The sequence below is a fragment of the Amycolatopsis sp. NPDC026612 genome, from assembly GCF_040638285.1.
Taxonomy (GTDB): Bacteria; Actinomycetota; Actinomycetes; order Mycobacteriales; family Pseudonocardiaceae; genus Amycolatopsis.
The window spans coordinates 39090-63963 of record NZ_JBEZYB010000042.1 but is presented as its reverse complement, the minus strand read 5'-3'; the positions used below and the strand labels follow the sequence as shown (position 1 = coordinate 63963).

Genomic DNA, 24874 nt, shown 5'->3' with positions numbered 1-24874 from the left:
ACGATCCCGTCCGGCCCGTTCGGCACGGTGTTCTACCTCGCGACCGGTTTCCACGGCCTGCACCGCCGGGCTCAGCCGTCGAGCAGCACCTCGGCCACCAGGTCGGGGCCGGGTGTCGAACGGGTGGTGCGCCACCGGCAGCTCGACGACGTCGGTCGCGCGCGCCGCTTGGGCCCGTTGCGTCTCCGGCGGGGTCGCGCGGTCTTCGCCGCAGACGACGTAGGTCGACGGGACCTCCCGCCACGTCGCCCGGGTCACCGGCTGGCCGAACACCCCTTCGTTCTGGACGGTGAGGCGGGCTGCGGCCCCGTCGTCGGCGTACAGGTCACCGCGCGGATCGCCCTCACAGCGGGGCAGCACCGCCGCTGAGCTGCGCAGACCGTGCCGGGCGAGCACGTCGGCCGTCGGCTGCCACCACCCCGCGCCGTCGCGGACGAACGCACCGTGGACGAAGAGGGCTCTCATGGTGACAACTTGGCAGAACCCACCCGGATGAGTGACACAGTTCGCGGGGGGCGGACGAGGACTGGACAAACCGGAGGGCGAACACGAAGCTTTCGCGTGTTCTTCCGTGCCTGGCCAACTTGAGGTCGAAACAGTGAATGCTGCCTGGGAAGCCGTCTCCCGTGTCGTCGACGAGCCCGCCTGGTACTGGGTGTACGACAAGCTGGCGTTCTGGCCGAGCACCTACGCCCACGCCTGGCCGGGGTTCCGGGAGCCGGCGCCGTCGCGGACGTGGGACCTTTCGCCCGGGAACCTGGACCGCGCCTCGGCGGAGTTCCGCCTGGGTCCGTACGCGGTCGAGGAGCGCCAGGTCGCGGCCATCGCGCTGGCCGCGTTCCGCGAGGTCTGCGGCCCGGACGACTGGATGTGGGCGCTGCACTGGCAGCACCAGTCCTACCGGATCCGCCCGCACCTGATGTCCGAGGGCGCCCGCTGGCCGGTGCCGGTGTTCCCGCGCGCGGACTACCACCTGTTCCTGGCCGCGGACTTCTCCTACGGCACGCTCGGGCACCCGTGGGAGCGGACGCTGTGCGTGTTCGGCGAGAAGCTGGTGCCGGCGTTCGAGCGGGCCGGCGAAGGGGTGCTGGCGAACGTCCTGCGCCGTGACGGGAAGCCGTCCGCGCTGGCCCGCTGAGCCGCTGGTTGATCTCTTGCTACCGTTCTGCTGGTGTTCGAATATCACGGCTGGGTGACCATCCAGGCGACCGCGAGCGGCGATGACGACGCGGCGCTCCTGGAACGCCTGGTCGACCGCGTCCACCGCGCGATCCGCGACGCCGGCGACTTCGACCTCGTCGACCTCCGCTGGAGCGCGGGGATGCCGATGCTCCACTTCGGCGGCTTCGACAAGCACGGCGGCAGCCTGGGCCCGGAACTGCTGGACCTTTTCACCCGGGCAGGTGAATTGGCTCCCGGCTCGTACGGTCTCCTCCACGTCTTTGACGACCAGGACACCGAGCACGACAACGACTTCCGCGTCTACCGGATGGCCCGCGGCCAGGTGACCGAGCGCGAAGACACCCACCTGACCCCGGTGGCCCCCACGATCCTCGACACCTACGAGCTCTGACCCGCCCCCACGCCGACCTGGATCAACAAGGACCAGGGCCCCCGCGCAAAGTCCGACGACCGCACCGTGGAGGTCCGGGGGCTCGGGCCCCCGGGTGAAATGGCGAAGGGGCTATGTCGGCGTTTTCTGCCGACATAGCCCCTTCGACCCTGAGCGGATGACGGGATTCGAACCCGCGACCCTCACCTTGGCAAGGTGATGCGCTACCAGCTGCGCTACATCCGCGTTGTCTTGCTGATGGGAGAACTCTATACCGACCGCGTGGCGGCCCGGTCACCGGGTCCCCCTCGGGTCCGGAGCCGGTGCTTCGGTGTCACAGCTGGCGTACAAGGGGTGACGACGGCTGATTCCCTCCGTATGGTGTCTCCATTCGACCGAATGGGGAGACCTTCGGGGAGGAGGTGCCGGGCCGGATGACCGAGCTGGGCACGGCGCCGCCACCAGCGGCCTCGGAATCCGACGAGCAGGCACTGCTGCACCGGCTTCGCAGCGGTGAGGACGCCGCGTTCGGGGAGCTGTTCGAGCTGCACGCCGCCGCGGTCCGGAGGCTTGCGCAGAGCCTGGCGGCCGACCGGTCCGAGGCCGAAGACATCACCGCGGAGACGTTCTTCCGCGTGTTGCAGGCCCTCCGCCGGGGTGCCGGCCCGCGGGACTACGTCCGCGCCTACCTGCTGACCGTCGCCCGCCGGGTGTCCTGGGAGTGGCACGGTGCCCGCCGGGACGTCCCGGTTTCCGACGACGAGCTGACCTTCCGGGCCGGGGCGGGTGCGGACACGCACGCCCGCACGGCCGAGCACACGCTGATCACGACCGCGTTCACCAGCCTGCCGGAGCGGTGGCGGACGGTGCTGTGGCAGACCGAGGTCGAGGGTGAGCAGCCCGCCATGGTCGCGCCCCACTTCGGGTTGAGCGCGAACGCGACGGCGGCGCTGGCCCGCCGGGCCCGCCAAGGCCTTCGAGCGGCGTACCTGCAGGCACACCTTTCGGTGAATCGCGGGCCGGACTCGTGCCGCGCGGTCGTCGAAAAGCTCGGCGGGTTCACCGCGGGCAGCGTCACCGGCGCCGAAGCCGAGCGGATCAAGGCCCACCTGCTCGGCTGCCCGTCGTGCCGCGCCACCCAGGACGAGCTGCGCGACGTCTGTTCGTCGCTGCGCGCGCACGCCGGGGTGCTGCTGCTGGCGGTGCCGGCCGCCGCGTCGGCGGGCGGCGGGGCGCTGGCCGGGCTCGGCGCGACGATCAAGGGCGTCCTGGTCGGTTCGAAGGTCAAGATCGGGCTCGCGCTGGCGTCGACCGCCGCCGTGGGCGCCGTCGGCGTTGCGGCCGGGCCCGTGCTGTTCGGGGCCGGGCCGGTGCTGGAAGCCGGGTTGACCGGGGGTGCGCCCGAGCTCGTGGTGGTGCCGCCGCCGGAGCCGCCGCACCAGCCGCCCCCGCAGGCGGAGCCGCGGATCGGCATCGGCGTGCTCAACGGCCGCGGCACCGGGGCCGCGGTCCCGGCCCGGTCGCGTAGCGGCGCCCGGCCGGTCGCCGCGAACGAGGTGCCCGGCCTGCCCGTCGCCGGGGACGTCCCGGCCGGGAACGCGGTCGGTCCGGCCGACCAGCCGGTCCCGCGGGAAGACCTGGCGTCCTCGACCTTCCTCACGCCCGATCACCCGGCGACGTCGCCGCGGCTGGACACGTCGAAGCCCCAGCTGACGATGACGACCGAGTCCACCGCCGCGACCGTGCCGGAGGAAGCCGAGGCTCCCGCACTGTCGCCGACCGGCCGCCCCGGCGCGGCGCCGGACGGCCAGCCGGCGCCGAAGGAAGACGAGCCGCCGATCACGGAGCCGTCGGACCCGTCGACGACGGACCCGAAGACCGAGCCGTCGACCACGGTGACGCCGACTTCGGGGAAGCCGTGCCCGAGCAGCGCGTCCGCCGTCACCGGGTCGGGGGAACCGGCGGAGCCGGATTCGGCTGCGCCATCGGGTTCTTGATCAGCGGTGATCGGGTTTCAGCGCGCGAGATGTCCGGTTCCTCCCTCGCGCGGGTGAGCCTGGGCAAGGTACCGTTCTGGTGTTCGCTCCCCCTGCGGGCGCACTGGGAGGCAACTGAATGAACCGGCTGGTACGCGGCGAAGACGGCCGCGACTGGGTGGTCCGTGCCCAGATGGAATGGCGCGCGCCGGCGACGGCCGACGACTTCGAGCACGATGTCGCGGGCAGCTACGGGCCCGGCATCGCGATGATCGTGGTGACCGTGCTGCTGGCCGTGATCCTCGTCGTGTGGACGCCCGACCAGGTCAACGTCCCGGCGTGGGTGCTGCTGGCGCTGCTGCTCGTGGTGCTGTTCTTCCCGCTGCGGTGGATCCTGCGCCGTCCGTGGACGGTGGTCGCGGAGACCGAGGGCGACGTGACCGGCGACCGGCCGTCCGAGCGCTGGGTCGGCACCATCCGCGGCATGTTCACCGTGCAGGGCGAGGTCAAGAAGATCTCCAAGACCATCCAGCGGCACTCGCTGCCCGACTTCGACGGGCCGCTGCACCCGGTCGAGTAGGACGATCGAGTAGGACAATGAGGCCATGCCCGAGCTACCCGAGGTCGAAGCGCTGGCTCACCACCTGCGCGAAAACGCCGTGGGGCAGACGATCTTCCGGATCGACGTCGCCTCGCTGAGCGTGCTGAAGACGGCGATGCCGCCGTGGACGGAGCTGCACGGCCGCGAGATCACCGGCGCGACCCGGCACGGCAAGCACCTCGACGTCGTGGCCGGTGACCTGCACCTGGTCGTCCACCTGGCCCGCGCGGGCTGGCTGCGCTGGTCCGACGGCCTCGCCGCAGCCCCGCTGAAACCGGGGAAGGGGCCGATCTCGCTGCGGGTGCACCTCGAGTCCGCCACCGGGCCGGGCTTCGACCTCACCGAAGCGGGCACGAAGAAGGGCCTCGCGGTGTGGATCGTCAAGGATCCGCAGGAGATCGCGAGCGTCGCGCGGCTCGGTCCGGACGCGCTCGCGGTGGACGCCGCGCAGCTGCGCGACCTCTTCTCCGGGAAGAACACCCGGCTGAAGTGGGCGCTCACCGACCAGTCGCTCATCGCCGGGATCGGCAACGCCTACTCCGACGAGATCATGCACCGCGCGAAGCTCTCGCCGTACGCCACGATCGGCAAGCTCGACGAAGGGGCGCTGGAAACCCTCGCCGAGGCGATCCACGAGATCGAGACGGACGCCGTCGAGCGCTCGGTCGGGCAGAAGGCGGCCCGGCTGAAGGGGGAGAAGCGGTCGGGCCTGCGGGTCCACGCGCGGACGGGGCTGCCGTGCCCGGTCTGTGGCGACACGATCCGCGAAATATCCTTCGCCGACAAATCGTTCCAGTACTGCCCCACCTGCCAGACCGGCGGGAAACCGCTCGCCGACCGCCGGATGTCACGGCTGCTGAAGTAGCGGCTTCGGGACGCTCGGTAGGGTCTCTTCAACCCTCGGTGAGCGCAGTTGGACAGAAAGTGGGAACAGGTCTTGCACCCGGTCGGTCGAGCGCAGAGCATGGACGCCGTGTCCGGGTTCCCGCTTGCGCAGATCGTCCCGTGGGGTATCGCGGTGCTGCTCGCCGTCGCGGTGGTCGTGCTGCTCTTCAAGCAGCGCAGGCCGGCCAGCGTGGTGGAGGACGCCATGCTGCAGGCGGTGCACCGGATGTCGAAAGCGGCGCCGAACCTCCGCTCCGGCCTGGACGAGGACGCCGCCGACAAGATCACCACGCAGCTGCTGCAGATGCTCGACTGCGTCGCCGTCGGCATCACCGACAGCGAAGGCACGCTGCTGTCCTGGGACGGCGAAGCGAACGAGCACTACGTCGACCTCGTCGACGCGATCGGGGCGGCGATCCGCAAGCACCGGCGCGAGGTCGTGGCGCACGACCGGATGCCGTGCAACCACCGCGGCACCTGCCGGATGAAGACCGCGGTCATCGTGCCGCTGCTGGTGGAGGGCGAGACCGAGGCGGCGCTGATCGTCGTCGGCCGCACCCGCGGGCGGCTGGTGCAGATGGCCGATGCCGTCGCCCAGTTCGTCTGCACCCAGTTCGAGCTCTCCCGGCTCGACGAGTCGAAGCAGCAGCTCCAGCAGGCCGAGATCAAGGCGCTGCGGGCGCAGATCTCGCCGCACTTCGTCTACAACGCGCTCAACACGATCTCCGCGCTGATCCGCACGGACCCCGAAGAGGCGCGAGAGCTGCTTCAGGACTTCGCCGACTTCACGCGCTACTCGTTCCGGACGTCGGGCATGTTCACCTCGCTCGCCGAGGAGCTGCGCAACATCGACCGCTACCTGACCATCGAGAACGCCCGCTTCGGCGGCCGGCTCGAGGTGCGGATGAAGATCGCGCCCGAGGTGCTCAGCGTCGTCGTGCCGTTCCTGATCATCCAGCCGCTGGTGGAGAACGCCGTCAAGCACGGCCTCGCCAGCAAGCCCAGCGGCGGCTGCGTCACGGTGATCGCGCAGGACTACGGCACCGAAGCGCTGATCAGCGTCGAGGACGACGGCATCGGCATGGACCCGCGGCGGCTGAAGGACGTCAAGGACGCGCACAGCACCGGCGCGCACGTCGGGCTCGGCAACATCAGCCAGCGCATGCAGCAGGTCTTCGGCAGCGACTACGCGGTGATGGTCGAGACCGCGCCCGGCGCCGGGATGAAGGTGACGCTGCGGGTGCCCAAGTTCGTCCCGGGCGTCCGGCCGAACATGCCGGACTACAGCGCCGACGACGACGCCGACGTCCCGGCCCAGGGCGGCCCGGCCCAGCTGAACGGCGCCGACGTGAACGGCGTCAACGGCACGCGCTCCGGCATCCTCCCCATGGGCTGAATCCGGCTAGCCTGGCGTTATGAGCGTTACGGACAAACTGGCTTCGCGGATCCCGGTGCTCGCCGACCGGGTCGAGCGCAAGGACGTCGTGGCCGTGGTGAAGCTCCACGGCGTGATCACCCCGTCGCCGTCGCCGCTGGCCAGGGGCGCGATCAACCTGGCCGCCGTCGAGACGGCGCTGACCAGGGCGTTCGGTCACGACCGGCTGAAGGCGGTCGCGCTGCTGGTGAACTCGCCGGGCGGCGCCCCGACGCAGTCGGGTCTGGTCGCCGAGCGGATCCGGCAGCTGGCCGACGAAAAGGGCGTGCCGGTGCTGGCGTTCTGCGAGGACGTCGCCGCGTCCGGCGGGTATTGGCTGGCTTGTGCCGCCGACGAGATCTTCGCGCACCGGACGTCGATGGTCGGCTCGATCGGCGTGATCAGCGGCGGCTTCGGGTTCACCGGGCTGCTGGAGCGCTTCGGCATCGAGCGGCGGCTGCACACGGCGGGCGCGAACAAGTCGCGGCTGGACCCGTTCTCGCCGGAGAAGGCCGAAGACGTCGAGTGGCTGAAGAAGATGCACACCCAGCTCCACGAGCTGTTCGTGAACTGGGTGAAGGAGCGCCGCGGCGATCGGCTGACGGACGCGGAGGACCTGTTCACCGGCGACGTCTGGCTGGGCGCGAAGGCGGCCGAGCTCGGCCTGATCGACGGCCTGGGCAGCCTCCGGCATGTCATCACCGAGCGCTACCCGGGTGCGGAGATCTCGGTGGCCGAGCCGAAGAAGCCGCTGCTCGCGCGGCTCGGTCTCGGCGCGCCGACCGCGGCGTCGGCCGTGCTGGACGCGGTGACGCAGAAGGCGGCTTGGTCGCGCTTCGGCCTCTGACGCGGATGTCCGGTTGGAGTACTTCCGGGCAGACCTTGTGACCTGAATCACCTTCCTTCGGTAACGTCCCTGGCTACCGCGTGGGGCGTCAGGTGTCCTTGGGAACGGGCTTTGTTGCGAACGGCAACAAATCCGGACGACAAGGAGGTCGTACCTGATGCCCCACACCCCACTCCGGCTCACCATCGGCGCGGTGGCCGGCGCCGCGCTCATCGCCATCCCGCTGACCATCCCCGCCGCCGCGTCGATCCCGCCGCCCGAGTCGGGCTGGACGACGGTGTTCGCCGACGACTTCACCGGCGGCGCCGGCTCGCTCCCCTCGAGCGCGAACTGGCTCGTCGACACCGGGCACGGCTATCCCGGCGGCCCCGGCAACTGGGGTACCGGGGAGATCCAGAACTACACGTCCAGTACGGCCAACCTCTCGCAGGACGGCGCCGGCAACCTCCGCATCACGCCGTTGCGCGACGGCGCGGGCAACTGGACGTCGGCCCGGGTCGAGACCCAGCGCACCGACTTCAAGCCCCCGGCGGGCGGCGTCCTGCGGATCGAAAGCCGGATCCAGATGCCGAACGTCACTGGCGCGGCCGCGCTCGGCTACTGGCCGGCGTTCTGGGCCCTCGGCGGCCCCTACCGCGGCAACTACTGGAACTGGCCCGCCATCGGCGAGTTCGACATCATGGAGAACGTCAACGGGCTCAACTCCGTCTGGGGCGTCCTGCACTGCGGGGTCAACCCGGGCGGCCCGTGCAACGAGACGACCGGCCTGCCGAACAACCGGGCCTGCCCCGGCAGCAGCTGCCAGTCGGCCTTCCACACCTACCGCTTCGAATGGGACGCGAGCGCCAGCCCCCAGGTGTTCCGCTGGTTCGTCGACGGCCAGCAGTTCCACTCGGTGAGCCAGAACCAGGTCGACGCGACGACGTGGGCGAACATGACCACGCACCAGGGCTACTTCGTGCTCCTGAACCTGGCGATCGGCGGCGCGTTCCCGAACAACAACTCCGGCACGACCACGCCGGGAGCGGGCATCGTGCCGGGTCACCCGATGGTGGTCGACTACGTCACGGTGGCCACGCGCGGTGGCGGTGGCGGCACGACGACGCCGCCGACCACGACCACGCCGCCGTCCGGTGGCGGCAACGCCTACAGCGCGATCCAGGCGGAGTCGTACAGCCAGCAGTCCGGTCTGATCACCGAGGCCACCACGGACACCGGCGGCGGCCAGAACGTCGGTGCGGCGGCCAACGGCGACTGGGCGCTCTACCCGAACGTCGACTTCGGCGGCAGCGCGGCGACGAACTTCCAGGCGCGCGTGGCCTCCGGGGCCGCCGGCGGGGTCAGCGGGCTGGTCGAGGTGCGGCTGGACAGCCGGTCCAACGCCCCCATCGGCAGCTTCGCGGTGGGGAACACCGGAGGCTGGCAGAGCTGGCGGACCGTCCCGGCGAACATCAGCGGGGTGACCGGCGTGCACAACGTGTACGTGACCTTCACCAGCGGCCAGCCCGCCGACTTCGTGAACCTCAACTGGTTCACGTTCGTGCACTGAGAGCGGGGACCCCGCGGGACGGCGGTGCCGTCCCGCGGGTCTGCTCACTTAAGGCGGACGGGGGCTGGACATTGCACTCGGCAATGGGCAGGATGCGTTTCACTGTGAGTGCTCACGATGACACCCGGAAGCTCGTGGTCCTGGCCGTGGACGACGAGCCGAACGGTCTTGACGAACTCGTCCACTGCCTGCGCAACAGCCCGCACGTGGCGAAGGTGTTCCCGGCGATCGACGCCTCCGAGGCGCTGCGGTTGCTGTCCACCGACGACCCGCGGCTGCGCGAGCGCAAGGACCGCGGCCTGCCGATCGTCGACGCCGTCTTCGCGGACATCGACATGCCCGGGTTGTCCGGGATGGAGATGTCCCGCGTGTTCGCGGCGCTGCGGCCATCGCCGGCGCTGGTGTTCGTCACCGGGCACGCCGAAGAAGCCGTCAACGCCTTCGACCTCGGCGCGCTCGACTACGTGCTCAAGCCGTACCAGCAGGACCGCCTCGACCGCGCGATCTCGCGCGTGCTCGACAAGCTGGCCGCCGCCGCGGCGCCCCCGCCCGGCGCGCTGGGCGGCGAGCCGGTCAAGAACGACGACGAGGTCATCCCGGTCGAGCTGGCCGGTACCACCAAGCTCATCCCGCGCTCCTCGGTCCGCTGGGTCGAGGCGCAGGGCGACTACGCGCGGTTGTTCACCACCGAAGGCAGCCACCTGGTCCGCATCCCGCTGGCCCAGCTCGAAGAGCGCTGGGAGAAGGCCGGCTTCGTCCGCATCCACCGGTCGTTCCTGGTCGCGCTGCCGCTGATCACCGAGCTGCGCATGGGCCAGGGCGGCTACCAGGTCGTCATCGGCAACGAGGAGAAGGTGCTGCCGGTGAGCAGGCGGCACACCCGTGCGCTGAAGGACCGGCTGGTCGGTTCGGGCCGGAACGGCTGAGCCGGGACCGGCCATGACCGACGACTTCTACGAGCGACGCGCGAACGGTGTCCGCGAACCGGATCCGACGCTCGGCAGGCGCCCCCGGCAGCGGCCGCTGCCGCAGCCGGCCGACCGGGCCGTCGTCGAGCCGCTGCCGCCGGCGCCGGAGGACGAGCCGCCGCCGAAGCCGGAACACCACGCGAAACCCAAGCGCGAGCGAGTGATCCTCGCCGACCCGCGCCGCGGCGGCGGCTCACTGCGCGCCCGGGTCGAGCTGGAGGAGCAGACCAGCTGGGGGAAACTGCTCGTCCGCGACCACCTGGTGAAGGTGCAGCTGCGGACGGCGTTGCTGCTCGCGCTGCTCGTCATCGGCGTGTTCGGCGCGCTGCCGGTGCTGTTCTACCTGCTTCCCGGCTTTTCCCGGGCGAGCCTGCTGGGCATCCCGGTGGCCTGGCTGATTCTCGGCGTGCTGCCGTTCCCGTTCCTGTTCGGCGTCGGAATCTGGTACAACCGGCTGGCCGAACGCAATGAACGCGCGTTCGTGGACATGATCGAGAACTAGTTTCGCACTCACTCGTGCGAGGATTCCCCCCGTGCAGCTGAACCCGTGGGCCTTGACCGGCATCGTGCTGGTCGCCGTGGTGACGCCCTACCTCGGTCACCGTTCCTCGCGGTCGGCGACGAGCACGCACGACTTCCTGGTCGCGCGGCGCACCGTGCGGTCCCGCCGCAACGCCGCCGCGATCTCCGGCGAATACCTGTCCGCGGCGTCGTTCCTCGGCATCGCCGGGATCGTGCTCAAGGACGGCGCCGACGCGCTCTGGTTCCCGATCGGCTTCACCGCCGGCTACCTCGCACTGATGCTCTTCGTGGCGGCGCCGCTGCGCCGCTCCGGCGCGTACACCCTGCCCGACTTCGTCGAAATGCGGCTCGGCTCGCAGGGGCTGCGCCGGTTTTCCACGGCGTTCGTCGTGTTCATCGGGATCCTGTACATGGTTCCGCAGCTGCAGGGCGCCGGCCTGACCCTCGCGACGATCCTGCCCGTGCCGGGGTGGGCGGGTGCGGTCGCGGTGATGATCGTGGTCACCTTCAACGTGATCTCCGGCGGCATGCGCGCGATCACCGTGGTCCAGGCGTTCCAGTACTGGGTCAAGCTGTTTGCGATCGCGGTGCCCGCCTTCGTGCTGTGCACGGTCTTCTTCACCAGCGGCGGCCCGGACGGGTTCCGGCCGCTCGGCTCGCCCGCACCGCCGGTGTTCGTCAGCGACACCACGGTGGACGTGCAGACCGACGTCACGCTGCACGTCCGGACCGACACCTACTTCTGGGCCTACGGCCGCACCGACAACGGCCCGGCCGCCGGGCCGACGCACTGGACCCCGCTGGCGCCCCACACGGTTTCCGAAGGCACCAAACTGAAGTTCCTGGCCGGCACGCCGGTGCCGGTGGTCAGCGACTCCGTCGCGGACAACGCGGACTGGCTGCACCCGGGCTCGGGCAGCCTCACCGACCTGCTCCAGACGTACTCGCTGATGTTCGCGACGTTCCTCGGGACGATGGGCCTGCCGCACGTGCTGGTCCGCTTCTACACCAACCCCGACGGCAAGGCCGCGCGCCGCACCACCGTGCACGTCCTCCTGCTGCTGGGGCTGTTCTACCTCTTCCCGACGCTGCTGGGCGCGCTGTCCCGGATGTACGTCCCCGAGCTGCTGGTGACCGGGAAGACGGACGCGGCGATCCTGCAGCTGCCGTCGGCGATCCTGCCGGGTCTCGGTGGCCAGATCCTCGGCGCGGTCACCGCGGCCGGTGCCTTCTCCGCGTTCCTCTCCAGCACGTCCGGGCTGGTGGTGAGCGTCGCCGGGGTCGTGTCGACCGACCTGCTGCCCGGCCGGGTGCGGGACTTCCGCGTGGCGGCCGGCCTGGTCGCGCTGTTCCCGATCGCGCTGGCGGTCGTGCTGCGGCCGGAGGACATTTCGCTGTCGATCGGGCTGACGTTCGCGCTCGCCGCGTCGACCTTCAGCCCGCTGCTGGTGCTGGGCATCTGGTGGCGCAAGCTGTCCTGGCCCGGCGCGCTGGCCGGGATGATCGTCGGCGGCGGCCTGGTGCTGGCCGCGCTGGTGGTCAACGTGGTGAGCGGCTACACCGGTGACTGGGCGCCCTGGTTCGCCAACCAGCCCGCGCTGATCACCGTCCCGGCCGCGTTCGTGACGACCTACCTGGTCAGCCGCGTGACCGGGTACGGCCGCCCGGAGCACGTCCACGACATCATGCTGCGGCTGCACGCGCCCGACCCGCTCGGCTTCATGCGTGACCGGGCCGTCGCGCGGTTCGGCCAGGCGGAAGAGAAGACTCGGCTCCCCGGACGCGGCCGGCACCGCAAGTGACGCGCCTGCTCTCGTTCGGCGACCTCACGCGCGGGCAACCCCCGCACGTGGCAGCATGGAGAACGTGGTGAGCCCTGCTGAACTGCCGACCGCCGAGGTCCGCGACCTGCCCAAGGACGGCCTCGTGCTGCTCGACGTCCGCGAAGACGACGAGTGGGCCGCCGGGCACGCGCCCGGCGCGGTGCACATCCCGATGGGGGAGCTGCCCGCGCGCGTCGGCGAGCTGGCCGACCTGCCCGACGACCAGCCGATCCACGTGATCTGCCGCAGCGGCGGCCGGTCCGCGCGAGCGGCCGCGTGGCTCAACCAGAGCGGCTGGGACGCGGTGAACGTGGCCGGCGGGATGGGCGCGTGGCAGCGCGAAGGCCGCCCGATGGTCGGCGAGCACCCCGGCATCGAACCCGAAGTGATCTAGCTTGCACCCGGGGCAGCCTCCGCAGGGCCGGCCGTACCCGCCCGGGTACTGGCCGCGCCAGGCGCCGCCGCCGACCGCCCGGCAGCTGCACGGCCGGACCCTGGCCGCCCAGCCGGAGCCGTACCCCTACCAGCACCGCCCCGCGCACCGGCCGAAGCTGCGTTGGGTGGCGACCCCGCCGCCCGGTGCGTGGCCGCGCCGCCGCGTCGCGCCACCCGAGCCGTACCTCGGCCCGCCGTCGTACCCGGTGCCGCCGCGCTGGGGGTTCCCGAACCTGGTCTGGCGACGCCCGACGTCGGTGCCCGGCACGGCGTCCGACGAGATCCGCCCGATCGACCGGGTACCGGTGCTCAGCCGCAGCCTGGTCGCCGTCCTCTTCGCGTACGCCGTGCTCGCCGTGGTCGCCGCCGGCGCCGAGGTCTGGCGGTACGTGCTGCTCGTCCAAGGCCGCGACTCCGCACTGTCCCGCTCGGTGGTGGCGTTCTCCGACGGCTTCGTGCTCACGGCCGGCCTGCTGGCCTCGATCCTCGCGCTGCTGCCCGCCGGGCTGTCGCTCTGGTGGCTGCTGGTCGCCCGCCAGGCGGCGGCGGACGTGTCGGGCGACGACCCGCCGCGGCCGGTGTGGCAGGTGCTGGTCGGTGTGCTGGTGCCGGTGGCGAACCTGCCGATGGCGCTGTCGGTCGCCGGCGAGCTGGAGCACGCGGTGCTGGGCCGCTCCCGTGACGTCCGGCCGAAGCCGTCACGCCAGGTGCTGGTGTGGTGGGGTGCCTGGCTGCTGAACTGGGTCCTGCTCGGCGTGTCGATCTTCTGGCGCTTCCGCGACGACGTGCAGTCGATGGCCGACAGCGTCGTCCTGGTCGCACTGACCGACCTCGCCGCGGCCGGGCTCGCGGTGACGACGGCCCTGGTGGTCCGGCGGTTTTCCGCGCTGCTGGCGCCTTCGGACGCCCGGGACGTGCGGGAGATGCGCGTGCTGAAGGTGCACGGCGCGCCCGAACCCGAACTGCGGACTTCGCGGCCCGCGGGCGCGGCGCGCTAGTAGCCGCCGAAGACCGGTTCAAGCTGGTCGAAGGCCTGTTCCGCGACGGGCCACAGCTCGTCGGTGATCGCCTGCTCGTTCTCGAGGGTCCGGTCGAAGACCTCCTCGAAGAGCACCCGCAGGACCGTGGCGAGGTGGGCGGCGGCGAGCGTGGGACCGAGTTCTTCTTCGGGGTGGCGCCGGACCAGGAGGTGGATGAGCGCCGCCTCGCGCTCGCGGTGCATCTCGTGCAGCACGTTCGTCAGTACCGGGCTCTCCTTGATCATCCGCACGAAGCCGGGGCCCGAGAAGCCGACCAGCGCGTCCTCGGCGCCCAGCGCCTCGAAGTAGAGCTCGCGCGTGTCGTGGAAGGCGCTGTCGCGGATCAGGGCGGCGGGCCAGGACGCGAAGTCGGCGCGGATGTCGAAGACCAGGTCTTCCTTGCGCGGGAAGTGGTTCGTCACGGTCATCTTGGCGACCCGCGCCTCGGCGGCGATGTCCGCGATCGTCACGTCCTCGAAGCCGTTGCGGATGAACAGCCGTGTCGCCACGTCGGAGATCGCTCTCCTGGTCTCGTGCTTCTTCTGGGCCCGGAGTCCCTCACTCATGCGCATCACTCTACTGGGTCGAACCCAAGATTGTGCTTGACCCAATCGCTGGGTTGAACCTAATCTGAGGTTCGACCTAATGAATGGGGTGAGCATGACGACGGCAGTCCGGCCCGATGCGGCGCTGTGGCGGCTCGGTGGGGTGCTGATCATGGGCGCGGTGCTGTCGATCCTCGACGCCACGATCGTGACGGTCGGGATCGACTCGATCGCCCGTGACCTGGGCAGTCCGCTGACCGCGGTGCAGTGGGTGGCGAGCGCGTACCTGCTCGCGGCGTCGGCGGCCATCCCGCTGTCGGGCTGGCTGACCGACCGGTTCGGCGGCCGCGCGGTGTGGCTGGCGGCGGTGGCGATCTTCACCGCCGGGACGCTGCTGTGCGGCTTCGCCTGGTCCGCGACGGCCCTGATCGCGTTCCGGGTGCTCCACGGGCTGGGCGGCGGGCTGATGCAGCCGGTCGGGCAGGCGGTGTTCGCGCAAGCGGCCGGCCCGGCGCTGGGCCGGATGATCGGCGTGATCACCCTGCCGGCGACGGTGGCCCCGGTGCTGGGCCCGATGCTCGGCGGCGCGCTGGTGGCGGACTTCGGGTGGCGCTGGATGTTCTTCGGGATCGTCCCGCTGGGCGTGGCGACGTTTCTCTTCGCGCGCCGGCTCCTCCCGGCTCCAGAGCCCGCCGGGGTGCGCGAGGCCTTGGACGTCCGCGGGATCGCCTTGCTCTCGCCCGGGCTCGCCGCTTTGGTCTACGGCCTGGCCGAGGGCGTGCTCGTCGCCTGGGTGGCCGGGGCCGCGCTGCTCCTCGCGTACGGCGTCCACGCTTCCCGGGCGGCTTCGCCGGTGCTCGACCTGAACCTGTTCCGGAACAACGGGTTCGCGGTCGCGAGCGTGAGCACGTTCCTGCTCGGGGCGTCGCTGTACAGCTCGATGCTGCTGCTTCCGCTGTACTACCAGCAGGTCGAGCACGCGAGTGCGTTGCGGGCAGGGCTGCTGCTGGCGCCTCAGGCGCTCGGCTCGGCGGCGGTCCTGCTGGCGAGCGCCCGGCTGTTGGCCCGCTTCGGTCCTCGCCGGATGCTGCTGGCCGGGATCGGGCTGTCCCTGCTGGGCACGGTCGTGTTCACCCAGCTCGCTTCGGCGCCCGGCGGTGTCCCGCTGACCCTGTCCCTCCTGATTCGCGGCGTTGGCTTGGGCGCCGCGACGGCCCCCGGCATGACAACGCTGTACGGCTCGCTGGAGCGCTCTCGCATTCCCCGGGCGGCGAGCGCGTTCAACGTCGTCAACCGCATCGGCGGTGCACTGGGCACGGCCCTGCTGGCGGCGATTCTGCATCGCGAACTCACGGCCGCCCCACCTCCGGCGGCGTTCGGCACCACGTTCTCGTGGGCATTGGCGCTGTCGGCGCTGACCTTGGTCCCCGCACTTTTCTTTCCCCAGAGGAGCCCACGTTGACTCTCCGCCTCCTGAGCGTCCACGCCCACCCGGACGACGAATCCAGCAAGGGCGCAGCCACGTTGGCCCGCTACGCCGCCGAAGGCATCGACGTCTTGGTCGCCACGTGCACCGGAGGCGAACGCGGCGACGTCCTGAACCCCGCGTGGGACACCGCCGAGACGTGGGCGAACCTCCCGGCGATCCGCCGTCGCGAGATGGCCGCGGCCGCCGAGGTCCTGGGCGTGCGGCAGCGATTCCTGGGCTTGGTCGATTCCGGCCTGCCCGCCGATGGCGAGCCCTTGCCCGAGGGCTGTTTCGCCGCCCTTCCGCTGGCAGAGGCGGCGGCTCCGCTGGTGGCGCTGATCCGCGAGTTCCGCCCGCACGTGGTGATCACGTACGACAAGACCGGCGGCTACCCGCACCCGGACCACATCCGCACCCACGAGGTGACGGTCGAAGCCTTCTCCGCGGCGGCCGACCCCGCCCGCTATCCCGGCTCGGGCGAGCCGTGGCGACCGCACAAGCTGTACTACCAAGCCACTCTGAGCCGAGCCTGGTTCCAGGCGTTGCACGACGCGACCTTGGCCGCCGGCCTCGAGTCGTCGATGGGCGCGGTCCTGGACGAACTCCCGGCCGACGACGAGCTCACCGTCACCACCAAAATCCGCTGCGAAGCATTCTTCGCCACGCGTGACAGGGCCCTCCTGGCTCACGCCACCCAGGTCGACCCGGCACACCCGTTCTTCGCCCACTCACGCGAAATCGAACGGCAAGTCTGGCCCTACGAGGACTACCACCTGGCCCACCCCACCCCCGGCCCCGACCTCGAAGACGACCTCTTCACGGGAGTAACCCCATGACCACAGTGTCGTCGCCAATCACGCGACATCCGCCTTCAATCACACGAGATCCGCTCCGGATCACGCGAGATCCGGGCGGGGGCCCGTCAGGCGGTGACCCGGAGCTCCCGCAACCCGCGGATCACGAACTCCGGCCGTCGCCGCGGAGTCTTGGCCAGGCGCAGCCCCGGCAGTTTCTCCGCCAACGCACTCAGCGCGGCGGCGATCTCCACCCGAGCGAGAGGAGCACCCACGCAGTAGTGAATCCCGAGGCCGAACCCGAGATGGGCGTTGGGCGTGCGGCCGATGTCGAGGCGGTCCGGCTCGTCGAACACCTTCGGATCGCGGGCCGCGGCGCCCAGCAACGCGCCGATCTTCTGTCCGCGTTCGACGACATGTCCGCCGATCGACACATCCTCGGTCGCCGTCCGCTCGAACAACTGCAAGGGCGCGTCGAACCTGATCAGCTCCTCGACACACGAATCCAGAAGGGCAGGTGAAGCCAGCAGGCGTTCCCACTGGTCCCGGTGCGTGAGCAGGGCCGTGATGCCGTTGCCGAGCACGTTGACCGTCGCCTCGTGGCCGGCCATCAGCAACAGCACCGCGGTGGCCACCAGCTCGTCCGGCGTCAGCTCGCTGCGGAGGAGGTCGCTGATGATGTCGTCGCCCGGCGAGTCCGCGCGGGCCGAGGCGACCGACCGGACGTACGCGACGAACTCGGCGGCTGCCCGCTCGGCGGCGTCGCGTCCCTCCTCGGGGAGGTCGTACTCGTACATCTTCACGATGGCGTTGGACAGCTGGACCATCCGGGGGCCGTCGGTGCCGGGGACGCCCAGCAGCTCCGCGATCACCGCGACCGGCAGCGGCTGGGCGAGGTGTTCGAGCAGGTCGGCACTGCCGTCGGCGGCGATCGCGGCCGCCAGGTCGTCGACCATCCGGGTGGCGAGCGTCGCGACCATCGGGCGCAGCCGTTGCACGTGGCCGCGGCCGAACGCGCCGGCGATCAGGCGGCGCAGGCGGGTGTGGGCAGGCGGCTCGTTCTCCAGGAGCGAGTTGCGGTGGAGCAGGTTGAAGGAGGCGAACCGTTCGAGGGGCTGGGCGTCCTGCCAGATCCGGCCCAGCCCGCGGTGGCGCAGCACCGCCGACGACGCGGCGTGCGACACCGCGATGGCGAGGCCCAGCCCGTCGTGGTGGTGGACGTCGCCCTGCTTGCGGAGGGCGGCGAACGCCGGGTACGGGTCTTCGAGAAAGGCGGGATCGCGGGGGTCGAACACGTCGCGAGAGTAACCCTTCGATAGCGTCTGGAGCCGAGCCAGAGGAGGCAGCAGTGGGCAAGGGCGCGCGCAAGAAGGGTCCCAAGCAGGCGGCGGACCGTAAGCCAAAGGTGCGCGACGTCTTCGTCGGCCAGCCGTTCGAAGGGTTGGCGGCGGAGCCCGAGCTGATCGCGCTGCGCGAGTTCGTGCCGTCCGCGACGGCTCAGCTCACCCTCGCCGACGGCGGTGACGTCACCCTCGGGACCGTGCTGCCGATGGCTGCGGCCGCCTTCGTCCGCTCGGACGGCCGGCGTTACCTCGGCCTGCAGGTGCAGACCCGTTCGTCCGACATCAGCCGTGACCTCGGCCGGTCGCTGAAGTGGCTGCTGGACGCCAAGGAGGGGGACGTCCTCGGCGTGCCGGACACCACCACCCCGCCGTCCGCCGACGAGCACGCGCGGCTCCAGGACCTGCTGAGCCCGGGCGTCGAACTCGACGTCACGCTGCACCAGGACTTCGCCTGGTGGCTGCCCGAGGACGCGGACGCGACCGGTGACGTCGCGGTGTCGCTCGAGCGCGCGAACGCCGCGATCATGCCCACCGAACGGCTCGGCTCGGGCGCCTACTGGGTGCTCGCCGGTGAGAAGGCGCACCTACGCTGGGTGCGGCCGGAGCCGGAGAACCTGCTGCTCCAGGCGCTGGCGCGGCTGTCCGCGGCCGGTGAGCTCGGCCTCGGCGAGGGCTCGCGCTACGCGGGTTCGTTCCGGGCGCACGGTCTGCTCGTCCCGGTCTGGGACCTCGACCCCGAGGCGCACGCGCGTGAGTGGGCGGAGGCGAAGGACGCCCTCGGTGCCCGGCTCGAGACGGCGCTGAAGTCGCTCGACGACGAGCCGCTGAACGCGGCCGAGCGGCGCGCGCGGGACGGCCTCGTCGGCCGTCAGCTGACCCTGCGCTGATCTCCGTCGGCAGGTGCCGGACCATCGGTACGAACCGGTGGTCCTCCACCCACTCGATGAGCGTTCAACCAGGCATTATGTGGCGCACGAGACACCGCCGCCGGATCGCGCCGGTGGGACGATTCTCTGCGTGATACTTCACATCTGTGGGGCGGCCGACTGGGCCGAAGTGGGGGAAGGCGCGGAGTACCGGGCGCCTTCACTGGGGGAAGTCGGGTTCATCCACTGTTCCGACTTCGGCACGGCGCACCTGCCGGCCAACGTGCTCTACCGAGGTCGGACCGATCTGGTGCTCCTCGAAATCGACCCGGCCAAGGTCGGGTCCCCGGTGCGCTGGGAAGACGGCGCGCCGCCGCATCCGGCGGGGATCTGGTTCCCGCACGTGTACGGCCCGATCCCGCACGCGGCCGTTGTCGGCGTGCACGAGTTCCGCGAGTCCGACGGCGGCGGCTTCCGGCTGCCCGGCTCGCTCGCCCACCGCTGAGGTGGGCCATTCATCACCCGGCCGCGCCATCGCGAATTGGGCCGGGTACGCGGGCAACCTGAGGGGGCTGTGATGCGTGTTGGGGAGGAAAGCGGTTCGGCTTCTGGCTACCCGACCCCGATGGGAGGCGATACGGTGACCGCTGCGGCACCCGTCTTCACCGGGGGAGACACTGTGTCGACCGGGACCAGTCCGACCGGCAGCCACGGCGGAACGGATACCGGCGAGCGGAGCGTCTCCGGGCCGTGTCCGCCTGCTTTCGGCCGGTTTGCCGCCCCGGTGACCAGCGCAGGCCGAGGGAGGGCTGCGACGTTGCCTGGCGAGTTCGTCGACTTCGGCGACTTCGTGCAGGCCACCCTGCCCGGCCTGCTGCGGTACGGCCACGCGCTCACCGGCAACCCGCACGACGCCGCGGACCTGGTGCAGACCGTGCTGGAGAAGATGGGTTCGCGCTGGGCGTACGTCCACGAGAAGACGGGCGACCCGCTGGCGTACGTCCGCCGGTCGATGGCGAACGCCCACGTGAGCCGCTGGCGCCGGACGCGTCGCGAGAACCTCGTGGCGGACCTGCCGGACACCAGTCCGCACGTGCCGGCCGATCCGTTCGAGCACGAGCCGCTGTGGCGTGCGTTACGAACGCTGCCGCCGAGACAACGTGCCGTGATGGTGCTGCGTTACTACGAAGGTCTCTCCGAGGCGGAGATCGCCGGTGCCCTCGGCGTCACCCAGGGCACCGTCAAGAGCCAGGCCAGCAAGGCGATCGCGTCGCTGCGGATGAAGCTGAAGTCGGTCGACGGCGTAGGCGAAGGCGAAGGGAGTGGTGCGGGTTGAACATCTCCGAGGACGAACTGGAGCAGCGCCTGCGTGCGCTGTTCGCCGACGAGCGGCTGGACCTGCCTCCGCCGCCCGACGCCGGCACGGTCATCGTCGCCGGTGCGCGACGGCGTCGCCGTCGCCGCCACGCCGTGCAGGCCGTGGCCGGGGTGGCGGCCGCCGCGGTCGCCGTCGCGGGTGGGCTGACCATGATCCGGCTGCACACCGAGAACGGCACCGCGGTGATGAACGCCGACGGGACCGGGATCAGCGTCAAACCCCTCGAAAACCTCACGCAGGGCCGGCCGCCGGCGCCTTCGACGCCTGAGCCGACCAGCACCCGCAGCATCCAGAATTCCGCGCCGCCGGGCGTCGGCCCATCGACGCCGGCCTCGCCGCGGCTGTCGTCCTCCGCGCGGCCGTCCACGCTTCCCGCGGTGACGAGCGGGCCGCTGCTCGCGGCCGACGGCTTCGGCAAGCTCAGGCTCGGCATGTCCGAAGCCGACGTCGACGCGCAGGCCGTCACGCTCAGCGACCCGCAGGCCGACGCGAGCTGCACCGTCTACAAAGCACAGGGCACCGGGGTGCCCGCGTCCGCGAGCGTCGTCATTTCGAAGGCGGCCGGGCTCGTCGTCGTCACCCCGGACGTCGCCGTGCACACCGCCGAAGGCATCGGCGCCGGGTCCACGAAGGACCAGATCCTCGCCGCCTACCCCGCGGCCAAAGAGGACTCCGGCGGTGTCGTCGCCCCGGCCGGTACCGCCGCCGAATTCCACTTCCGGCTCGACGAGACCGGGGTCGTGCAGACGAGCCTGATGAGCGTCACCCAGGACTGCGCCGGCTGAGAGCCGGCCGCATACGGCAAACCCGGGCTGTCCGCAGGGGGAGAGCCCGGGTTTCCGGTCTTCGTACGGGAAAGCGTCAGAGCTTGCCGCCGGCCACCGGCGGCATCTGCGAGTCGGTGCCGCCGTCGCCGACGGACTCGCGGTACAGGTGCGCTTCGACCTCGAACAGGTTGCCGTTCGCGCGCTTGACGACGTTCAGCAGGGTGCTCATCTGTGAGATCTCTTCGACCTGCTCCTTGAGGAACCACTGCGTGAACTGCTCGCTGATGTAGTCCTCTTCGGCACGCGCGGCCTTGACCATCGCGGAGATGTCGGTGGCGACCTCCTTCTCCTGCTCGAGTGCGAGCTCGATGAGCTCGGTGACGCCGGAGAAGTCGTTGCGCACCTCCCCGGTGCCGGGGATCTCGACGTGGTGGTCGCGGTCGAGCATGTACTGCACGAGCGCCATCGCGTGGTTGCGCTCCTCGACGGACTGCTTGTAGAAGTGCTTCGCCAGCTGCGGCAGGTCCTCGGCGTCGAACCACACCGCGAGTGCGATGTACTGCTGGGACGCGTTGAACTCGTTGTGGATCTGCGCCTGCAGCAGTTCGTAGAACTTCGAGCGCGGCTCTTTTTTCTTGGTGAGGGCCATGCAGACCAGAATAGATCAAGATTGGCGGAATTGCCACCGGCCACTGGTGATCTCCACCCTATTAGGGTTACCATTCCTAAAGAAGACTCACCTAATTTAAGTAAGCCTTCCCTAAAAGGGTGCAACAATTTAGGGAAGGCTTACTTCTATTCGCTTCGCGTCACGCCAGTGGATCGCGGCGGACCGGGCAGGACATGCACCGCGGCCCGCCGCGGCCGGAGCCCAGCTCCGAGCCCGCGATCGGCAGCACCTCGATGCCGGCCGCTTCCAGCCGCTCGTTCGTCTCGGCGTTCCGCTCGTAGCCGACGACCACACCGGGTGCCAGGGCGAGGGTGTTGTTGCCGTCGTCCCACTGCTCGCGTTCGGCGGTCACCGGGTCGAGGCCGGTGTCGATGACGCGCAGCCGGTCGATCTCCATCGCCTCGGCCGCGGCCACCAGGAACGGCGTCGGGCCGGCCACCTTGACGCCGCCGTCGCCGGTCGGGCGGATGGTGAACGCCGTCAGCAGGTCGCGCGCGAGCGGGTACATCACCACCGCGTCGGCGTCGACCATCGTGCACACCGTGTCCAGGTGCATGGTCGCGCGGGACTGCTCGATCGGCACCGCCAGCACGGTGTGCGCGATGCCGTCGGCGAACACCGACCGGGCGAGCGACTCCGCGCCGGCCGCCGTCGTCCGCTCGCCGACGCCGATGGCGAGCACGCCCGGCGCCAGCAGCATCACGTCGCCGCCTTCGATCGGGGCCGAGTGGGCGCCGTACGCGCGGGCCGCGTGCCGGAAGTACGGGTGGTAGGCGTAGATCAGATCGAGCACCGCGGTCTCGCGGCGACGTGCGGGCATGGTCAGCGACGAGATCGCCACCCGGTCGGCGATCCACGCCGACGAGTCGCGCGTGAACAGCAGGTTCGGCAGCGGATCGACGGCGAAGTCGTGCGGGTGGTTCATCATCCGCACCAGCGACGCGCCCTCGGCGGACGGCAGCTCCTCGAACGTCATCCCGGCCATCAGCACCTCGGCGAGGCCGGCCGCGTCGACGCTCGACAGGTGGGACCGCAGCGAGTCGGCCAGGTCGCCGCCGAGCCGCCGGTCGTCGACCGCCGCGTGCACACCCGCCGCGTGGGCCCGGTCGTCCTCGAGGGCCGTCCGGAGCGCGTCGGCCAGCAGCAGGACGTCGACCCCGCGGCTGCGCAGCACCTCGGCGAACGCGTCGTGCTCGGCCTGGGCCCGGTCGACCCACGGGATCGAGTCGAACAGGAGCTGGTCGTTGTTGCGGGGCGTCAGCCTTTTGAGCTCGTTGCCGGGGCGGTGCAGCAGCACCGCGCGCAGGGGTCCGACTTCGCTGTCCACCCGGGGAGGTGCCGTTTCGTCGATCACCCCCCCGATCTTAGTCAGGGGAGCCAGGAAACGTGCCCCTTCAGCAGGGCATATCCGACGAACGACACGAAGTCGAACAGCGTGTGCGCGGCGATCAGCGGCCACAGCCGGTTCGTCTTCTGCCACAGCCGCCCGAACACCAGGCCCATGACGAAGTTCCCGACGAATCCGCCGAACCCCTGGTAGAGGTGGTACGACCCGCGCAGCACGGCGGCGCCGAACACGGCGTTGTTCTCCCGGACGCCGAGCTGCCGCAATCTGGTCAGCAGGTAGCCGATGACCAGGACTTCCTCGGCGAAGGCGTTGCCGAACGCCGAGAGCGTCAGCGAGATCGGCCGCCACCACGTGTCGCCCAAAGTGGACGGTTGCACCGCCAGGCTGAAGCCCAGGTGGTAGGAGATGAAGTACAGCGCGAGACCCGGGATCCCGATCAACGCGGCGAGTCCGACGGTCAGCAGCGCGTCCCGGCCCGGCGCCCGGCGGTCCAGCCCCAGCCGGGTGATCTTGATGCCCGCGCGCCAGAGCAGGTACAGCCCCAGCGCGCCCCAGCCGACCAGTTGCGCCGCCGACAGCAGCTGCTTGAGCAGGTCGATCAGGCTCGCCGCGGCCTGCGGCACGTTCAGCTGGGTCTGCTGCTGGGCCAGCGGCACCGGCTGCAGCAGCGAGTCCACAAGGGACAGCAGGCTGCGCACGCCGGACATGCCCAGCGTGATCCCGAAGACGATCAGCAGCTCGAGCTTGACCGCGCGGCGCTCGGCGGGGTCTTCGATCGTCCCGGGGAACCCGGGGCGGTCCGGAGCCAGCCACGATCGCGCGGTGAACGTCATGAGCGCACGCTACCTTCGGGGTATGCCGAGGAGCATCGCCACCAACGAAACCGTCGACCGCGCCGAACTGGTCGAGTTCCTGTCCACCCGCCACCGCGCGATCCTGCTGACCACGAAGGCCGACGGCAGCCCGCAGCTGTCGCCGGTCACCTGCGGTGTCGACGCCGAGGGCAGGCTGGTCGTTTCGACCTACCCGAAGCGCGCGAAGATCGTGAACGTCAAGCGCAACCCGAAGGTCTCGGCCTGCATCCTGTCCGACGAGTGGAACGACCGGTGGGTGCAGCTGAACGGCACCGCCGAGGTGCTGGACATCCCGGATTCGGTCGAGCCGCTCGTGGAGTACTTCCGGAGCATTTCGGGCGAACACCCGGACTGGGCCGAGTACCGCGAAGCCATGGTCAAGCAGGGCAAGAGCATCATCCGCGTCACGATCGAGAGCTGGGGGCCGATCGCGAAGGGCGGCTTTCCCGCCGAACTAGCCTGACCTCCCGCGCAGGAACGGGCAGCCGACCAGCCGTCGCAGCTCCAGCGCGAGCTGCGCCGGGCTGTCGACCGGCTTCGAGAACGCCAGCCGGACGTCGTGGTCGCCCCGGTCGGATTCGACACGCAGCCGCAGCCCGAAGCGGTCGAGCCCGAGCGGGCGGATCCGGCCGCCACGCAGTCCGGCCGGCAGGTGCTTCGCCAGCTGCCCGACGACGTCGGAGTGGTCGTTCTCCAGGTGTCGCAGCCACTGGGCCTCGTAGTCGTGGAACGGGTCGGGCGGCGCGGCGCTGAACAGGTGCGGACGCAGCGAATGCGTGCCCTCGGCGTCGGCGAGGACGAGCGACGCCGGGGTGAGCCGCAGCAGTGTCACGCCGTGCCCGACGTCGAGGAGCCGTTCGTCCGGCCGCGACTCGGCGATCGAGACCGCCCGCGCGCGGGCCGGCACCGGGGCGAGCGGCCGTAGCCAGCCGGTGATCCACAGCAGCCCGCGGATCGGTTCGCGCAGGGCGACCGGGGCCTGGTCGGCGACCTCGACCATCACGGCCAGCTCCCCGCGCTCGGACTGCTTCGCCGCGTGGACCAGTCGGTGGTCGTCGGGCAGCAGCACGCTGACGCTGCCGCTGGGGTGCACGTGGTGCAGGACCGGTACGACGCGCTCGCCGTTCAGGTCGGCGCGGTCGCAGGTGGGCAGCAACGACGCCGGGCCGTTGCGGGCGGCGATCGTCTTGGCGCGCTCGGCGGGGTTCGGCGCCGGCGGGCGGCGGACGGATGTCGGGACCTCGGTCACG

26 protein-coding genes, 1 tRNA gene and 1 pseudogene are annotated in these 24874 nt (G+C 70.9%); 20 read left to right on the top strand and 8 right to left on the bottom strand.

Translation table 11 applies throughout. The features are described from left to right. A pseudogene (locus AB0F15_RS30080) lies at nucleotides 1-465 on the bottom strand (hypothetical protein); the annotation flags it as partial. A 133-nt stretch (nucleotides 466-598) separates the two neighbouring features. Here AB0F15_RS30080 and AB0F15_RS30075 point away from each other — a divergent pair. After that, nucleotides 599-1138 carry a DUF2716 domain-containing protein gene (locus AB0F15_RS30075; protein ID WP_360277442.1) on the top strand — a complete coding sequence of 180 codons (540 nt, stop codon included), beginning with the start codon at nucleotides 599-601 and terminating at the stop codon, nucleotides 1136-1138. Nucleotides 1139-1171: 33 nt separating this feature from the next. Beyond that, complete coding sequence (locus AB0F15_RS30070) at nucleotides 1172-1573, top strand: immunity 7 family protein (RefSeq protein WP_360277439.1); 402 nt, start codon at nucleotides 1172-1174, stop codon at nucleotides 1571-1573. 152 nt (nucleotides 1574-1725) lie between these two features. On the opposite strand, the gene AB0F15_RS30065 is transcribed toward AB0F15_RS30070, so the two are convergent. Continuing rightward, nucleotides 1726-1798 (bottom strand) — tRNA-Gly (locus tag AB0F15_RS30065). 188 nt (nucleotides 1799-1986) lie between these two features. Here AB0F15_RS30065 and AB0F15_RS30060 point away from each other — a divergent pair. From AB0F15_RS30060 to AB0F15_RS30010, 11 genes are all read left to right on the top strand, one after another. After that, nucleotides 1987-3549: a sigma-70 family RNA polymerase sigma factor gene (locus AB0F15_RS30060; RefSeq protein ID WP_360277436.1), complete on the top strand. Its 1563-nt coding sequence runs from the start codon at nucleotides 1987-1989 to the stop codon at nucleotides 3547-3549. A 118-nt stretch (nucleotides 3550-3667) separates the two neighbouring features. Then, entirely contained in the window at nucleotides 3668-4108 is a 441-nt protein-coding gene (locus tag AB0F15_RS30055; RefSeq protein ID WP_360277434.1) for a DUF983 domain-containing protein, read from the top strand. Between the two features lie 25 nt (nucleotides 4109-4133). Continuing rightward, nucleotides 4134-4994 carry a DNA-formamidopyrimidine glycosylase family protein gene (locus AB0F15_RS30050; protein WP_360277432.1) on the top strand — a complete coding sequence of 287 codons (861 nt, stop codon included), beginning with the start codon at nucleotides 4134-4136 and terminating at the stop codon, nucleotides 4992-4994. 99 nt (nucleotides 4995-5093) lie between these two features. After that, nucleotides 5094-6410, top strand: a complete 1317-nt coding sequence (locus tag AB0F15_RS30045; protein ID WP_360277429.1) for a histidine kinase — start codon at nucleotides 5094-5096, stop codon at nucleotides 6408-6410. Nucleotides 6411-6429: 19 nt separating this feature from the next. Beyond that, the gene (locus AB0F15_RS30040) at nucleotides 6430-7275 is read left to right on the top strand and encodes a S49 family peptidase (protein ID WP_360277426.1); all 846 of its coding nucleotides are present in this window, start codon (nucleotides 6430-6432) and stop codon (nucleotides 7273-7275) included. Nucleotides 7276-7432: 157 nt separating this feature from the next. Next, nucleotides 7433-8824 (top strand): glycoside hydrolase family 16 protein, encoded by a 1392-nt coding sequence (locus AB0F15_RS30035; protein WP_360277424.1) that lies wholly within the window; start codon nucleotides 7433-7435, stop codon nucleotides 8822-8824. 92 nt (nucleotides 8825-8916) lie between these two features. Continuing rightward, complete coding sequence (locus AB0F15_RS30030) at nucleotides 8917-9750, top strand: LytTR family DNA-binding domain-containing protein (protein WP_043792552.1); 834 nt, start codon at nucleotides 8917-8919, stop codon at nucleotides 9748-9750. A 13-nt stretch (nucleotides 9751-9763) separates the two neighbouring features. Continuing rightward, entirely contained in the window at nucleotides 9764-10294 is a 531-nt protein-coding gene (locus tag AB0F15_RS30025) for a hypothetical protein (protein WP_360277421.1), read from the top strand. A 31-nt stretch (nucleotides 10295-10325) separates the two neighbouring features. Then, nucleotides 10326-12116, top strand: coding sequence for a cation acetate symporter (locus AB0F15_RS30020; RefSeq protein WP_360277418.1), 1791 nt, complete (start codon nucleotides 10326-10328; stop codon nucleotides 12114-12116). A 55-nt stretch (nucleotides 12117-12171) separates the two neighbouring features. Beyond that, nucleotides 12172-12531 carry a rhodanese-like domain-containing protein gene (locus AB0F15_RS30015; RefSeq protein ID WP_360277416.1) on the top strand — a complete coding sequence of 120 codons (360 nt, stop codon included), beginning with the start codon at nucleotides 12172-12174 and terminating at the stop codon, nucleotides 12529-12531. 1 nt (nucleotide 12532) lies between these two features. Further along, the gene (locus tag AB0F15_RS30010) at nucleotides 12533-13570 is read left to right on the top strand and encodes a DUF4328 domain-containing protein (RefSeq protein WP_360277413.1); all 1038 of its coding nucleotides are present in this window, start codon (nucleotides 12533-12535) and stop codon (nucleotides 13568-13570) included. On the opposite strand, the gene AB0F15_RS30005 is transcribed toward AB0F15_RS30010, so the two are convergent. Further along, entirely contained in the window at nucleotides 13567-14157 is a 591-nt protein-coding gene (locus AB0F15_RS30005; RefSeq protein ID WP_360277411.1) for a TetR/AcrR family transcriptional regulator, read from the bottom strand. The genes AB0F15_RS30010 and AB0F15_RS30005 overlap by 4 nt on opposite strands. A gap of 94 nt (nucleotides 14158-14251) precedes the next feature. Between AB0F15_RS30005 and AB0F15_RS30000 the strand changes: the two genes are divergently transcribed. After that, nucleotides 14252-15598 (top strand): DHA2 family efflux MFS transporter permease subunit, encoded by a 1347-nt coding sequence (locus tag AB0F15_RS30000; protein ID WP_360277409.1) that lies wholly within the window; start codon nucleotides 14252-14254, stop codon nucleotides 15596-15598. Beyond that, entirely contained in the window at nucleotides 15595-16440 is an 846-nt protein-coding gene (mca, locus tag AB0F15_RS29995; protein WP_360277407.1) for a mycothiol conjugate amidase Mca, read from the top strand. Before AB0F15_RS30000 ends, mca begins: the two co-directional genes overlap by 4 nt. An 86-nt stretch (nucleotides 16441-16526) precedes the next feature. Here mca and AB0F15_RS29990 read toward each other — a convergent pair whose 3' ends face one another. Beyond that, the gene (locus AB0F15_RS29990) at nucleotides 16527-17693 is read right to left on the bottom strand and encodes a cytochrome P450 (RefSeq protein WP_360277405.1); all 1167 of its coding nucleotides are present in this window, start codon (nucleotides 17691-17693) and stop codon (nucleotides 16527-16529) included. 53 nt (nucleotides 17694-17746) lie between these two features. On the opposite strand from AB0F15_RS29990, the gene AB0F15_RS29985 reads away from it, so the two are divergent. From AB0F15_RS29985 to AB0F15_RS29970, 4 genes are all read left to right on the top strand, one after another. Next, nucleotides 17747-18628 carry a DUF5926 family protein gene (locus AB0F15_RS29985; RefSeq protein ID WP_360277402.1) on the top strand — a complete coding sequence of 294 codons (882 nt, stop codon included), beginning with the start codon at nucleotides 17747-17749 and terminating at the stop codon, nucleotides 18626-18628. Between the two features lie 130 nt (nucleotides 18629-18758). Continuing rightward, the gene (locus AB0F15_RS29980; RefSeq protein WP_360277399.1) at nucleotides 18759-19112 is read left to right on the top strand and encodes a DUF952 domain-containing protein; all 354 of its coding nucleotides are present in this window, start codon (nucleotides 18759-18761) and stop codon (nucleotides 19110-19112) included. 312 nt (nucleotides 19113-19424) lie between these two features. After that, nucleotides 19425-19943 (top strand): SigE family RNA polymerase sigma factor, encoded by a 519-nt coding sequence (locus tag AB0F15_RS29975; protein WP_360277396.1) that lies wholly within the window; start codon nucleotides 19425-19427, stop codon nucleotides 19941-19943. Next, nucleotides 19940-20770, top strand: a complete 831-nt coding sequence (locus AB0F15_RS29970) for a hypothetical protein (RefSeq protein WP_360277393.1) — start codon at nucleotides 19940-19942, stop codon at nucleotides 20768-20770. Before AB0F15_RS29975 ends, AB0F15_RS29970 begins: the two co-directional genes overlap by 4 nt. A gap of 76 nt (nucleotides 20771-20846) precedes the next feature. Here AB0F15_RS29970 and AB0F15_RS29965 read toward each other — a convergent pair whose 3' ends face one another. The 3 genes from AB0F15_RS29965 to AB0F15_RS29955 all read right to left on the bottom strand — a co-directional run bounded on the left by AB0F15_RS29965 (nucleotide 20847) and on the right by AB0F15_RS29955 (nucleotide 23603). Beyond that, nucleotides 20847-21401: a ferritin gene (locus AB0F15_RS29965; RefSeq protein ID WP_360277390.1), complete on the bottom strand. Its 555-nt coding sequence runs from the start codon at nucleotides 21399-21401 to the stop codon at nucleotides 20847-20849. A gap of 160 nt (nucleotides 21402-21561) precedes the next feature. After that, nucleotides 21562-22749, bottom strand: a complete 1188-nt coding sequence (locus tag AB0F15_RS29960) for an arginine deiminase (protein WP_360277452.1) — start codon at nucleotides 22747-22749, stop codon at nucleotides 21562-21564. A 41-nt stretch (nucleotides 22750-22790) separates the two neighbouring features. After that, on the bottom strand, nucleotides 22791-23603 hold the full coding sequence (locus AB0F15_RS29955) for a CPBP family intramembrane glutamic endopeptidase (RefSeq protein ID WP_360277387.1): 813 nt from the start codon (nucleotides 23601-23603) through the stop codon (nucleotides 22791-22793). A 22-nt stretch (nucleotides 23604-23625) separates the two neighbouring features. Between AB0F15_RS29955 and AB0F15_RS29950 the strand changes: the two genes are divergently transcribed. Then, on the top strand, nucleotides 23626-24087 hold the full coding sequence (locus tag AB0F15_RS29950; protein ID WP_360277384.1) for a PPOX class F420-dependent oxidoreductase: 462 nt from the start codon (nucleotides 23626-23628) through the stop codon (nucleotides 24085-24087). Here AB0F15_RS29950 and AB0F15_RS29945 read toward each other — a convergent pair. Next, on the bottom strand, nucleotides 24079-24873 hold the full coding sequence (locus tag AB0F15_RS29945) for a DUF2470 domain-containing protein (RefSeq protein ID WP_360277381.1): 795 nt from the start codon (nucleotides 24871-24873) through the stop codon (nucleotides 24079-24081). The genes AB0F15_RS29950 and AB0F15_RS29945 overlap by 9 nt on opposite strands. Nucleotide 24874: the final 1 nt, after the last annotated feature.